The organism is Vandammella animalimorsus, assembly GCF_002288875.1.
In the GTDB taxonomy this organism is placed as follows: domain Bacteria; phylum Pseudomonadota; class Gammaproteobacteria; order Burkholderiales; family Burkholderiaceae_C; genus Lampropedia; species Lampropedia animalimorsus.
On record NZ_NTBH01000010.1, the window covers coordinates 1 to 11,918 of the forward strand.

Sequence of the window (11,918 nt, forward strand, 5' to 3'; positions counted from 1 at the left end):
GTTTGATGACCTGTCTGCGCCGCTCTTGCCGCGCTTCAGGGCTCAGCTTTCTCATGTCGATCATTTCCATAAGACATTATCTGCAGATTGAAGCTTTTATTTCAAGTTTTTTTATTTCTGATCAATAAAAGATGAAAACTTTGATTGCGGGTCGTGCTACGTCCCGATGGTAAGCGTAGAATGCCCTTGATGATAAAGAATTTTCAGCCCTTCTCCAACCGAGATGAGTTGCTCGAAAATTTTCCAGATGGCATTCGCTTTGATGAATCATACTTCTCCAAGGCATCTATCAAGGACGCCCACTCCATAGAAATCACTTTTGTAGTAGACCTCAAGAATCATCAGGGTCTGAAAAGACATTTCGAATCAAGTCTGGCAGAATTAAAAATATCTGCAGAATTCAAAAAATTACTCATCAATATTCAATGTTACTTGAATGGGGGTATGGATGATGGTGTTTTTGATGAGGAAAAAATCATCTGCAGATCAAGCGGCTCTGAAAGCAGTCCCTATTTGGAGATCTTCTTCGTTCCTGGATCACTCGTTTTCAATATCGCGCCAGTCTACCCTCTGTAGTTGATTTCAATTATTTTATGTCAATCCATTTAGACAACTTTGACTCCTTGGCCAATAGTCGGGAGCTGGAAAAAAGACACCCAAGCGGCATTCATTTCAATGAGACCATGCTTTCCGAAATCAGTCTTGCACCAAGCGGAATGATTGAACTTTCTTACGAAGTTGACTTAAGAAAAGAGCAGCATTTATCCCTGGAAAAAATCCTTAAAACCCATCTCGCAAAAATCAGTATCAGCTTGGCTGCAGAGGATATTTCGATCGCCTGCCTCGATATTCCGAGTCAAATAGAGCATGATATTATTTTTTCAAGAGATGCTATTATTAGCCGCCCTTCCAACAATGGAGTTGGGTTAATATTGAAAATCATTTATGCTGTATCAGCTCCTACACTGAGAATTCTTCCCGCCCAGCCGCCGCAATACAAATTTGAAAATGGCCGCGCGATTCGCTTATTCAGCTGAGGACACACGAACGTCTGCTCGATCAGCAGCGCCAGCACCAATACGAATACGACAGCAGCGCCCGCCTGCTGGCCCACACCATGGACGGCCAGCGCACGGAGTGGGCCTACGACGCCAATGGCAACCGCAGCCACGAAAACGGCCTGCCCATCGCCAGCTACGACGCGCAAGACCGGCTGCTGGCCTGGAAAGACAACCAGTACACCTACACCCCTGCTGGCGATTTGCTGACCAGAACGTCCCCGCAGGGCCAGACCCGCTACCAATACGATGCCCAGGGCAACCTGCGCCAGGTGTTGTTGCCTGGCGGCCAGCGCATCGACTACGACATCGACCCCCTGAACCGCCGTATCGGCAAGCGCAAGAACGGGCAGGTGCAATACCGCCTACTGTTTCTCGACAAGCTGCACCCGCTGGCCGAGTTCGACCAGCAGGGCAACATTCGCAGCCTGTTCGTGTACGCAGACCGCAGCAACGCCCCTACCCTGATGCTGCGGGGCGGCAAAACCTGGCGTTTGATCGCCGATCATCTGGGCAGCATCCGCCTGGTCATCGACGCCGAGACCGGCCAGATCGGCCAACGCATCGACTACGACGCCTGGGGCCGCGTCACCCACGACAGCCAGCCGGGCTTCCAGCCCTTTGGGTTTGCCGGCGGCCTGTACGACCCAGACACCGGCCTGACCCGCTTTGGCGCCAGAGACTACGACGCAGAAACGGGCAGATGGACGGCCAAGGATCCCATTCTGTTCAACGGCGGAGATTCCAACCTTTATGGCTATGTGTTGCAGGATCCGGTGAATGGACTAGATCCCATGGGTACAGGGCCTTGGGATAAGCTTTATGGTCTTCCCAAAGAGTTTTGGCATTGGTTTCATCGATTGGATGGCGGCAAAGAAATGCAGGCCTTAAAGGACCCTAAAACGAAAATGGTCCCAGAAGAAGATGCTCGTACTTACTTTCAAGAGTGGCAATCCATACAAAAAAAGCAAAAGGGTGGCATTGAATCTATTGGTGAAATGCTAATGCCTTGGTTCCTTTATCCCAGAGAGCTTGCTTGCTCAACAATGGATTGTCATTACAGATGGGATCCTTGCAATAAAACATGGATCCAGAAAGATTGAAATGAATATTGAAATTTCCCTCTCTTGTTTTGGCAAAGGAGCCAAGGAACTTGGTAAATCCCCAGCAATTCAGGGGATTGCTGTTGAGAAAAATGATCGCTATATCATAATCACATATCAGAATGAAAGTAATCTTTACCTTGAGGAAATGATAGATGATTTTCTAAAGAAAATATCGAGCATCAATATGACTGGCTTCGGACGAAAATTGTTCAGAATTGCATTTTTCGTCTATCCGTCTGACAGAGTGGCCTTTTTCTCAACTGAGATCATGAATCATTCACTGTCGCTTATTGGAAAATTAGGAGCAGACTTGGAAGTCAATTTCTACCCTTGTGAAGAATGACTTGCAGAATTTTTACCGGACCAGCAGCGCCAGCACCACTACGAATACGACAGCAGCGCCCGCCTGCTGGCCCACACCGTGGACGGCCAGCGCACGGAGTGGGCCTACGACGCCAATGGCAACCGCACCCACGAAAACGGCCAGCCCATTGCCAGCTACGACGCGCAAGACCGGCTGCTGACCTGGAAAGACCAACACTACAGCTACAGCCCAGCGGGCGACCTGCAAGCCAAAACCAGCGCCGCAGGCCAGACCCGCTACGACTACGACGCCCTGGGCAACCTGCGCCAGGTGCAGCTGCCCGGCGGCCAGCGCATCGACTACGACATCGACCCCCTGAACCGCCGCATCGGCAAGCGCAAGAATGGGCAGCAGCAATACCGCCTGATCTACCTGGACGAGCTGCGCCCCCTGGCCGAACTGGACGCCCAAGGCCAGCTGCGCAGCCTGTTCATCTACGCCGGCCAGGGCAACGCCCCGACGCTGATGCTCAGGGAAGGCAAAACCTGGCGTCTGATCGCCGACCACCTGGGCAGCATCCGCCTGGTCATCGACGCCGAGACGGGCCAGATCGGCCAGCGCCTCGACTACGACGCCTGGGGCCGCGTCACCCACGACAGCCAGCCGGGCTTCCAGCCCTTTGGGTTTGCGGGTGGCCTGTACGATCCAGACACCGGCCTGACCCGCTTTAGCGCAAGAGACTACGACGCAGAAACGGGCAGATGGACGGCCAAGGATCCCATCCTCTTCAACGGCGGAGACTCCAACCTCTATGGCTATGTGTTGCAGGATCCGGTGAATTTTGTGGATCCGAGTGGATTGGCGAATAGCGGTTGGAGAGCACCACGCTTAATTCCTTATTCGGAATGGAGAGAGCCGACTCCTGTGATGATTTGCTTCAGACCTGTGGATATCGATGGTTTAGGATTTATTAGAAAATTTATTCCATATCACGCATGGATAAAAACCCCAAACCTAGAGGCAGGCATGGGAGGCGAATGTGAAATCCCAGGCCAACAGTGCTCAGACAAACCATACAGTCAGACGGTGGTGAAGGATCACTCTGGACAATCTGAATCTGACGATGCCTCGTGCATACCGACGTCACCCACCATCGACATAGATTGCGTAGAGAGAAAAATTTCAACAGGCCAGCCTACAGGTAGGTGGACGCCTCTCAATCAATGCCAATCTTTCGCCTACAGCGTGATTGATTCATGCAGGAGGTAGTATGAAAAAGATTTTTACCTCCCTTATTATTATTGTTGTTGGATTATTTGGTTTTTATATAGCCTACTTTTACGCCTGGCTAATCACCGCCAACCCCAATATAAATGAAGCCATTAAGACGCGTTACGAAACCATTGCCTCCATGCTTGCTCCATTATCATTATTTATGATAATAATTGGATTTTTTATATTCATTCGATCCGCGCTAAAAATAATCAAAAATAAAAAATCCGAATAAAAATCCGAATAAAAATCAGTAAAACCTGCCCATTCCCAACCCAGCGCGATGATCCATCATTCGTGTCAGCACCGGTACGAATCGGGCCAGATCGGCCAGCGCATCGATTACGACGCCTGGGGCCGCGTCACCCACGACAGCCAGCCGGGCTTCCAGCCCTTTGGGTTTGCCGGCGGCCTGTACGATCCAGACACCCAACTGACCCGCTTTGGGGCCAGAGACTACGATGCAGAAACGGGAAGGTGGACGGCCAAGGATCCCATCTTGTTTGATGGTGGAGACTCCAACCTCTATGGCTATGTTTTGCAGGATCCGGTGAATTTTGTGGATCCGGAGGGGCTATTAACCATATATGTGGATGGGCAAATTCGCGTGGATGCTTATCCAGGGCAGCCTGCGGGAGGGAATGAGCATGCCAGGGCTGGTGAGGGAAGAAACTATCATGTCCACATTTATGATAAAAATGGAAGGGACATAAGAATATCCACGGAAACATGGGAGCCTCTCACAGAAAAAGACCGAGATCTCTACAATAAAAGTAAAGAAGTGAGGAGGTTTTGCGAAGGACTTACAGACGGCGAGAAGAAATTTATTTATAGAGTAAATAGGGAAATATTTCACACTGGAAAGCCAACGATTAATCAAATTATGAGGATAGGACAGATGCAAAGCCTGAGAGGTGGTGTGCCGAGATCCTTCCTTCGGTCTGGTGGATTAGAATAAATCTTAAGATCGAAGCTTGACAGCCAATTAGATTATTTTGCAATCGCTCTTTTGTACGAGTCAGTTTATAGCATTACAAAATCCATTCAAAACCAAAACCAAAAGCAAAAGGGGTGAATAAATGATCAAGGACAGAAACGACGAGGTAGGCGCTTTAGAATTCATAAATCGCCTGGAGTATACCGAGAAGAAATTAAATTTTATTTTTGGCTGGTTTAAGTCTGGGTTCGAGACGCCGGTTTCGAAAATCCTAGCAAGAAAGATAGTCAGCGACTTAGAAGATCAACCCATTTTTAATAGAATCGAACATACATTAAAAAATGGCAACGACGGAAGCATATATTATTTGACTGCAAAAATTCTTCCTTATGCAGATGTTGGAGTTATTGAAAGGCTTTCTGGCAGTCTTGGTCCGCTCATACAAAAGAACTCCCATTTTTCAATTGATATTTGTTGCATAAGCCTATTGATGCGACTTGGGAAAAATGAGGATTGGCTCATGGAGTGGCTTTTATTCAAAGAGAAAGACTGTACCGCAAGAATGCAGTTCATTGAAAAAATGAAAGAATGTCTAACAAAAAAATAACAATCCTGCTTGTCGCGCTAGGCTGCTTCAGTTCTATACAGTGTCGCATTCCAGACAATTGCACAGGTAAAAAGCGCTATATGTCATCTCTCCGCCAAATACCAATATCAGCGCGACGCCCTGGGCAACCTGCGCCAAGTGCAGCTGCCCGGCGGCCAGCGCATCGACTACGACATCGACCCCCTGAACCGCCGCATCGGCAAGCGCAAGAATGGGCAGCAGCAATACCGCCTGATCTACCTGGACGAGCTGCGCCCCCTGGCCGAACTGGACGCCCAAGGCCAGCTGCGCAGCCTGTTCATCTACGCCGGCCAGGGCAACGCCCCGACGCTGATGCTCAGGGAAGGCAAAACCTGGCGTCTGATCGCCGACCACCTGGGCAGCATCCGCCTGGTCATCGATGCCGAGACGGGCCAGATCGGCCAGCGCCTCGACTACGACGCCTGGGGCCGCATCACCCACGACAGCCAGCCAGGCTTCCAGCCCTTTGGGTTTGCTGGTGGCCTGTACGATCCAGACACCGGCCTGACCCGCTTTAGCGCAAGAGACTACGACGCAGAAACGGGCAGATGGACGGCCAAGGATCCCATCTTGTTTGATGGTGGGGATTCCAACCTCTACGGGTATGTGTTGCAGGATCCGGTGAATTTTGTGGATCCGGAGGGGCTGGCAAGGTTTGGCGGGCCGAGAAGAGGTGAGCGCAACAGAACAGCGCGGCCTGATGGCACGAATAATCCATTTAAGCATATGACACAGGACCCCAACAATCCCAACAAAGCAATCTATAAAGATGCAAATGGAAAAACCAAAACAAAACCCAAGCCACCAGGCTTTGACGAGGCTCAAAAAAAGAAAAATGGATGGATTGATTTGGAGCTATTGGAGATCATTATTCCGTGGCCATTAATTCCGAATGAACTGGCATGCTCCACAATGGATTGCTATTATGACTGGGACCCATGCAAAGGATGGGTCGCGAAATGAAAGATTTCTTCTGGAAAGCTCACGACGCAGAAAGCAAAGGAAAATACCGCAAGGCTTTCCGCCTCTACTTGAAGGGCGCGCTTGCGGGGGATCTTTCTTGCGAACTTAACCTTGGCTATTGCTATGACTACGGAATTGGAGTCAAAAGAAATAAAGGGAAAGCCTTGCATCATTATCATAATTGCATGGAGCATGGAGATGCTTCTGGGGCCAACAATATTGGTATTATTTACTTCCAAAAAGGTGATAACGAGAAAGCAAAAAAATATCTTTTTAAGGCCATTGAGATGGGGGCGCATGATTCCGCTCTTATGCTTGCCGAAATATTTCTAAAAGAGAATAACTTGCCTCTCGCAAAAAAATTTTATCAAATGGTTTTGAGTGCTGGTGGCAAAATGGTGCCTGAGGCCTCCATCGAAGCAGCCCAAGAGCGACTAAAGCTATTGCATGAGTCTTCTGACTATTGAATTAATGACAAGATATCTCCTTGGATTTTCCATGAAATTCAAATGAAAACCTCGCAGAATCAACCTATTTGGGGTATTAGATCATGGGGCATTGTATTTTTACTCATCCATTCGCCAGCCCTTTCGTTAATAATATTCAAGCTCGCTCAGCGAAAAAATCCCGCTGAACTCTTTGAAATGATATTTTTCATAGCAATCGGTCCAATATTCTATATGATTCACACAAACTTGGAGTGGTCGCTTTTTTCGGCAATGATTTTGCTGCCTTTTATCTTGTTTAGGAAATTTTTTTTCAAGAATAGGGTGAGATTGTTTCTTGGGGTTTTTTTGTGGACATTTATTGGCTTCTCAAGACCCTTTGTCTCATACACATAGGAAATTTATTTCAAAGAAAAATTTTGTTGATTTTTTTCCGCAAGCGTTGAATCCCGGACTATCGCATAGATAAAACCTCTATATGTCGCATTCCCGCCGAATACCAATACCAGCGCGACGCCCTGGGCAACCTGCGCCAAGTGCAACTGCCCGGCGGCCAGCGCATCGACTACGACATCGACCCCCTGAACCGCCGCATCGGCAAGCGCAAGAACGGCCAGCAGCAATACCGCCTGATCTACCTGGACGAGCTGCGCCCCCTGGCCGAACTGGACGCCCAAGGCCAGCTGCGCAGCCTGTTCATCTACGCCGGCCAGGGCAACGCCCCACCCTGATGCAGACCGCATAGGGTTCCGAAAAAATTTCAGGGATTGCCTTCAAACTCACCACGAGTAACACTCGCCCCAGGCTTGGATAGGCTGTGGGGCGCAGCAGACCACCCGATCCAGGGAATGAGCGCGGCGCAAGGATTTCGAGGACAGTCTTTCAAGCCTTGGGATTGAAGGCCAGCGACATGCCGCCGCCGCCCTGGTCGGGCTCGGGCCAGCGCTGCGAGACGGTCTTGATCTTGGTGTAGAAGCGCGCCGCATCCGGGCCGTAGAGGTGGCCATCGCCGAACTTGGAGCGGCGCAGCCCGCCAAAGTTGAAGTAAGCCGCAGGCAGCGGCACGGGCACGTTCACGCCGATCATGCCGGCCTCGACCTCGCTCATGAAGCGCTGCGCCGATTTGCCCTCGCGCGTGAAGATCACCGCGCCGTTGCCGTATTCGTGGGCATTGGTGATGGCAATGGCCTCCTCCAGCGTGGCCGGGCGCATCATGGCGCGCACCGGGCCGAACACTTCTTCGCGGTAGAGGTGCATATCGGTGGTGACGCGATCGAACAAGGTCGGCCCGATGTAGTAACCGCCCTCGCAGCCAGGCACCTTCAGGCTGCGGCCATCGGTCACCAGCTCGCCGCCCTCGGCGATGCAGCGCTCGATGGCCTGCAGCACGGCATCGCGCGATTGCGCCGAAACCACCGCGCCGTAGTCGGCCTGCGGATCGTCGTAAGGGCCAACCTTGAGCTGGCCGATCTTCTGCACCACCAGCGCGCGCAGGCGCTCGGCGGTCTCCTGCCCCACCGGCAGCAGCAGCGACACGGCCATGCAGCGCTGGCTGGCCGAGCCATAGCCTGCGGCCACGAAGGCGCTGGCGGCGGCCTCCAGGTCGGCATCGGGCATGACCACCATGTGGTTCTTGCCGCCCGTGAACGCGGCCACGCGCTTGTTGTGCGAGGTGCCCTTCTGGTAGACGTACTCGCCCACCGCCGTGGAGCCTACGAAGCTCACGCCGGCAATGCCAGGATGCTCCAGGATGGCATCGACCATTTCCTTGTCGCCCTGCACGACGTTGAACACCCCGTCGGGCAGGCCGGCCTCCTGCCACATGCGCGCGAACTCCAGCGCCGCACTGGGCACTTTCTCCGAAGGCTTCCAGACCACGGCATTGCCCACCGAAACAGCCATGGTCATCATCACCGCCGGCACCATGATGGGGAAGTTGAACGGCGTGATCGCCCCGACCACGCCAATGGGCACGCGCATGGAGAACACGTCGATCTCGCCGCCAACGTTGCTGGCGAACTCACCCTTGGTGACGTGCGGCGCATTGACGGCGAACTCGATGCCCTCGATGGCGCGGCCGATCTCGCCCTTGGCATCGGCCAGGGTCTTGCCGTGCTCGCGGCCGATGATCTCGGCCAGCGCATCGGTGCGCGCAATCATCAGCTCGCGCAGCTTGAAAATCACCGCCTGGCGCGTGGCGTGCGAAGCGCGCGCCCAGCGCCGCCCGGCCTCGGTGGCCACGGCCACGGCGCGGTCCAGCGTGGCGCGATCGGCGTAGTCGCAGCGCGCGATCTCCTGCCCCGTGGAGGGGTTGAACACCGCCCCGCTGCGCGCACCGCTGCCCGGCTCAATCTGGCCTGCGATGAAATGTCCGATGTGTTGCGTCATGCCTGTCTCCTGAAAAAACCGCTCGATCGCGCCGCCTCGCGGCGCGGCATCGCACCAAGTTGGAAAAAGAAAACCAGAGATTGCGCCACTGCCACTGGGCACTGCGCCTGCAACGGATTGTGCGGCACCACAAGGCGCGCTGCGGCCCAGCCGGTCAGCGGGCCAGTCCGCTGGGGGACAAGCCTTGCTAGGGGTTGTTGCGATTGGGTTTGCGAAGCGGTTTTTCGAGGCAAAAGCCGCAGATGCAAGGCGAAAACGCTTGCAAGGTTGAACGCCTTGCAAGCGTTTCCAACGATGTGGCCTTGGACTTTTGACCGAAACACCGCCGCAATGCTCAATCTCAAAAAACCCCAAAGCCCATCGCCCTGCGGCCAAGCGGCATCAAGGCTCCAGGCTGCGCGCCAGGCGAAATCCATAGTAGTGCGAGCGCATGACAGCACTGTTTTCAAAGCGATTGGCCGCACGCGCAGCACTGGCGCTACCGCCCCAGGAGCCGCCGCGCAGCGACCGCCGATCTTTTGGGCAATTCCCAGCCAGCCACGCACTGCCATCCGTAGGCGCGCCCTGGTAGCTGTCGACCCAGCAATCCTGCACCCACTCCCAAACGTTGCCACTCATGTCGTACAAGCCAAAGGCATTGGGGAGTTTTTGCGCCACAGCCTGCTGCTGACCGCCACTGTTGGCGTCGTACCAGCCCAGGGCCGACAAATCGCTGCCGCCACAGTGGCTGTACTGACCGCCCGCGCGACAGGCGTACTCCCACTCAGCCTCACTGGGCAAACGCCAGCCGCCGCCCTGGGTTTGGTTCAGCCAAACAATGAAGTCCTGCGCATCCTGCCAGCTCACCCACACCACAGGGGCGTTGTCGCCATAGGCATTGCTGCTTAAAAAGTCTGGCGTCAGCAAATCATCGCGCCCCGCCGCGCTCACATATTGCCGGAACTGGCCCAGCGTCACCGGCGTCCTGCCCAACTGGAAGGCCGGCACCGACACCTGGCGCCGAGGGCCTTCATCTTCATGGGCATGCACATCGGACGTGCGGCAACCGTTGGCCTGCGCCACGTTGCGGCGCAGGCCAACGACAGGCAGGCAAGAGCCCATGACGAAATGCCCCGCTGGGATGGCCTGCATCTCAATCGGCAAGGCGGCCCCGGGCTGGGCCAGCACCGGCTGGGCCAGCCCCCAACACCCCAGCGCCAGAGCGCTGGCCTTCCAGCCCCCGGCAGCAGGTCCGGCATGCCATCGTCGGCGCATCACAGCCCCTGCGCCCCGGCCATCACAAGGCACCGGTCAAACCGCCCTGGACGCTGGCCTGAAGCCCCATCACCACCAGCACAAACACCAACGCCCGCTTGTAGAAAAGCTCGCACGGGCACACCAAAGCAGCGTGAAAAAAATGCTGCCAAAAGGGAACTTTTAGCGCCCGCAGATCCAATGCTGCGTGCTGCGTGCTGCGTGCTGCGTGCTGCGTGCTGCGTGCTGCGTGCTGCGTGCTGCGTGCTGCGTGCTGCGTGCTGCGTGCTGCGTGCTGCGTGCTGCGTGCTGCGTGCTGCGTGCTGCGTGCTGCGTGCTGCGTGCTGCGTGCTGCGTGTTCCATGTGTTCATGGGGCAGTGATTGTAGCTATATGAAAATCACTGCAACTTGCGCGACAACACGCTTTTTATGGTGGGTGTTCGAAACCTCAGCGCAAGCAGGCAAGAAGTGGTTTTGGGCAGTGCTGCGCCAATCGCAGCATCGCACGCATATCTGCAGAGCTTGGGATGGTTTGCTCTCGACATTTATCGCAAACCACTTCTTGCTCTCTCGCACCGAGATGCCGAACTGGTTCTATCGCGCTGCAGCCAGATTGCCCTCCTTGACCACCTGCCCCCACTTGTCGTATTCCGCCTGCATGAAGTCGGCAAGCCCCTGGCGGGTCGTGGGATGGGGCGTCAAGCCGTGCTTTTTCAAGGAATCCTTCACGGCCGGCTTGTCCAACACTTGCACGATGGCCGCATTCCATTGCTCCAACACGGCATCGGGAGTGCCGGCTGGCGCAACAAAGGCGTACCAGTTCAGCGCTTCGAATCCGGGGAAGCCGGATTCAGCCACTGTGGGTACATCTGGCATGTAGTCTGGGCGCGTCAAGCCCGTCGTTGCCAAGGCCGTCAGCTGACCGGTGACCACATAGGGCATGGCAGTGGGCGGCGCCGCAAAGTACGCCGTCACCCTTTGCCCGAGCACGTCCTGCAAAGCAGGCGCTCCGCCCTTGTAGGGCACATGCACCATGGCTGCGCCGGCACGCTGGCCCAGCAAAACCCCGGTCAGATGCGAGGCCGAGCCTGCCCCGGAAGATGCGTACTCCACGGTGTCGGGTTGTGCCTTGGCCTTTTCAATGAAGTCGGCAAAGCGCTTCATGCCCGTGCCTTGGTGCACCACCAGCAGATTGGGGAAATGCACCCCACCGGAGACGGGCGCGAGGTCTTTGAACGGGTCGTAATTGAGCTTCATCAGGTGGGGCGAAATCGTCAATGGCCCCACCGAGCCGAACAGCAGCATGCTGCCGTCCTTGGGGCCTTTGGCCACCAAGGCATGGGCGATGTTGCCGCCAGCGCCAGCGCGGTTTTCCACCACGACCGATTGCCCAATGAGGCCGCCCAGCTCGCTGGCAATCAGACGGGCCGCCATGTCGGCAGCGCCGCCAGGCGCAAAGCCCACCACCATGGTCACGGGTTTCGGGGGCGGAAATGTTTGTGCCGTCGCCGGGTTGTGCCCCCAGCCCAGCAAGGTCGCAGCCAGGGCTGCGCCGGCAAGCGCATGTCGTCGTTTCATCGTG

At 54.8% G+C, this 11,918-nt stretch carries 15 protein-coding genes and 1 pseudogene; 11 read left to right on the forward strand and 5 right to left on the reverse strand.

Translation table 11 applies throughout. From position 1 onward, the window contains the following. The first annotated feature begins 180 nt into the window (after positions 1–180). The 11 genes and pseudogenes from CLI93_RS14980 to CLI93_RS12640 all read left to right on the forward strand — a co-directional run bounded on the left by CLI93_RS14980 (position 181) and on the right by CLI93_RS12640 (position 7,445). Positions 181–576 carry a hypothetical protein gene (locus CLI93_RS14980; RefSeq protein WP_172425554.1) on the forward strand — a complete coding sequence of 132 codons (396 nt, stop codon included), beginning with the start codon at positions 181–183 and terminating at the stop codon, positions 574–576. Positions 577–683: 107 nt separating this feature from the next. After that, a complete protein-coding gene (locus CLI93_RS14985) occupies positions 684–1,037 on the forward strand; it encodes a hypothetical protein (protein WP_143326426.1) in 354 nt (117 codons plus the stop codon). Positions 1,038–1,051: 14 nt separating this feature from the next. After that, on the forward strand, positions 1,052–2,161 hold the full coding sequence (locus tag CLI93_RS12605; RefSeq protein WP_476726711.1) for an RHS repeat domain-containing protein: 1,110 nt from the start codon (positions 1,052–1,054) through the stop codon (positions 2,159–2,161). Between the two features lies 1 nt (position 2,162). Further along, positions 2,163–2,507, forward strand: coding sequence for a hypothetical protein (locus CLI93_RS14990; protein WP_143326427.1), 345 nt, complete (start codon positions 2,163–2,165; stop codon positions 2,505–2,507). A gap of 27 nt (positions 2,508–2,534) precedes the next feature. Continuing rightward, positions 2,535–3,737 (forward strand): annotated as a pseudogene (locus CLI93_RS12610) (RHS repeat domain-containing protein); the annotation flags it as partial. Between the two features lies 1 nt (position 3,738). After that, entirely contained in the window at positions 3,739–3,975 is a 237-nt protein-coding gene (locus tag CLI93_RS12615) for a hypothetical protein (RefSeq protein ID WP_095542965.1), read from the forward strand. A gap of 48 nt (positions 3,976–4,023) precedes the next feature. Further along, positions 4,024–4,698, forward strand: coding sequence for an RHS repeat-associated core domain-containing protein (locus CLI93_RS12620; protein ID WP_095542966.1), 675 nt, complete (start codon positions 4,024–4,026; stop codon positions 4,696–4,698). A gap of 121 nt (positions 4,699–4,819) precedes the next feature. Further along, positions 4,820–5,284: a hypothetical protein gene (locus CLI93_RS14995; protein WP_143326428.1), complete on the forward strand. Its 465-nt coding sequence runs from the start codon at positions 4,820–4,822 to the stop codon at positions 5,282–5,284. A 78-nt stretch (positions 5,285–5,362) separates the two neighbouring features. Beyond that, complete coding sequence (locus CLI93_RS12625; protein ID WP_476726712.1) at positions 5,363–6,268, forward strand: RHS repeat domain-containing protein; 906 nt, start codon at positions 5,363–5,365, stop codon at positions 6,266–6,268. After that, positions 6,265–6,735, forward strand: coding sequence for a tetratricopeptide repeat protein (locus CLI93_RS12630; RefSeq protein WP_172424315.1), 471 nt, complete (start codon positions 6,265–6,267; stop codon positions 6,733–6,735). Before CLI93_RS12625 ends, CLI93_RS12630 begins: the two co-directional genes overlap by 4 nt. Before the next feature lie 440 nt (positions 6,736–7,175). Next, positions 7,176–7,445 (forward strand): hypothetical protein, encoded by a 270-nt coding sequence (locus CLI93_RS12640; protein WP_476726713.1) that lies wholly within the window; start codon positions 7,176–7,178, stop codon positions 7,443–7,445. A gap of 151 nt (positions 7,446–7,596) precedes the next feature. Here the strand turns inward: CLI93_RS12640 and CLI93_RS12645 are convergent, their stop codons facing one another. The 5 genes from CLI93_RS12645 to CLI93_RS12660 all read right to left on the reverse strand — a co-directional run bounded on the left by CLI93_RS12645 (position 7,597) and on the right by CLI93_RS12660 (position 11,914). Next, the gene (locus CLI93_RS12645) at positions 7,597–9,102 is read right to left on the reverse strand and encodes a CoA-acylating methylmalonate-semialdehyde dehydrogenase (protein WP_095542970.1); all 1,506 of its coding nucleotides are present in this window, start codon (positions 9,100–9,102) and stop codon (positions 7,597–7,599) included. Continuing rightward, the gene (locus CLI93_RS15000; protein ID WP_143326429.1) at positions 9,099–9,518 is read right to left on the reverse strand and encodes a hypothetical protein; all 420 of its coding nucleotides are present in this window, start codon (positions 9,516–9,518) and stop codon (positions 9,099–9,101) included. The genes CLI93_RS12645 and CLI93_RS15000 overlap by 4 nt, the downstream gene beginning before the upstream one ends. Then, positions 9,484–10,356, reverse strand: a complete 873-nt coding sequence (locus tag CLI93_RS12650) for a formylglycine-generating enzyme family protein (protein ID WP_095542971.1) — start codon at positions 10,354–10,356, stop codon at positions 9,484–9,486. The genes CLI93_RS15000 and CLI93_RS12650 overlap by 35 nt, the downstream gene beginning before the upstream one ends. 22 nt (positions 10,357–10,378) lie before the next feature. Next, positions 10,379–10,699, reverse strand: a complete 321-nt coding sequence (locus CLI93_RS15220; protein ID WP_172424316.1) for a hypothetical protein — start codon at positions 10,697–10,699, stop codon at positions 10,379–10,381. A 231-nt stretch (positions 10,700–10,930) separates the two neighbouring features. Further along, complete coding sequence (locus CLI93_RS12660) at positions 10,931–11,914, reverse strand: Bug family tripartite tricarboxylate transporter substrate binding protein (RefSeq protein ID WP_095542973.1); 984 nt, start codon at positions 11,912–11,914, stop codon at positions 10,931–10,933. Positions 11,915–11,918 lie beyond the last annotated feature (4 nt).

Bases quoted from the DNA above. Each gene is read 5' to 3' on its own strand.
- CLI93_RS12660 (WP_095542973.1), bottom strand. From the start codon at position 11,914: ATGAAACGACGACATGCGCTTGCCGGCGCAGCCCTGGCTGCGACCTTG.
- CLI93_RS12620 (WP_095542966.1), top strand. From the start codon at position 4,024: ATGATCCATCATTCGTGTCAGCACCGGTACGAATCGGGCCAGATCGGC.
- CLI93_RS14995 (WP_143326428.1), top strand. From the start codon at position 4,820: ATGATCAAGGACAGAAACGACGAGGTAGGCGCTTTAGAATTCATAAAT.
- CLI93_RS12630 (WP_172424315.1), top strand. From the start codon at position 6,265: ATGAAAGATTTCTTCTGGAAAGCTCACGACGCAGAAAGCAAAGGAAAA.
- CLI93_RS14985 (WP_143326426.1), top strand. From the start codon at position 684: ATGCTTTCCGAAATCAGTCTTGCACCAAGCGGAATGATTGAACTTTCT.
- CLI93_RS12645 (WP_095542970.1), bottom strand. From the start codon at position 9,102: ATGACGCAACACATCGGACATTTCATCGCAGGCCAGATTGAGCCGGGC.
- CLI93_RS15000 (WP_143326429.1), bottom strand. From the start codon at position 9,518: ATGGATTTCGCCTGGCGCGCAGCCTGGAGCCTTGATGCCGCTTGGCCG.
- CLI93_RS14980 (WP_172425554.1), top strand. From the start codon at position 181: ATGCCCTTGATGATAAAGAATTTTCAGCCCTTCTCCAACCGAGATGAG.
- CLI93_RS15220 (WP_172424316.1), bottom strand. From the start codon at position 10,699: ATGGAACACGCAGCACGCAGCACGCAGCACGCAGCACGCAGCACGCAG.
- CLI93_RS12650 (WP_095542971.1), bottom strand. From the start codon at position 10,356: ATGCGCCGACGATGGCATGCCGGACCTGCTGCCGGGGGCTGGAAGGCC.
- CLI93_RS14990 (WP_143326427.1), top strand. From the start codon at position 2,163: ATGAATATTGAAATTTCCCTCTCTTGTTTTGGCAAAGGAGCCAAGGAA.
- CLI93_RS12615 (WP_095542965.1), top strand. From the start codon at position 3,739: ATGAAAAAGATTTTTACCTCCCTTATTATTATTGTTGTTGGATTATTT.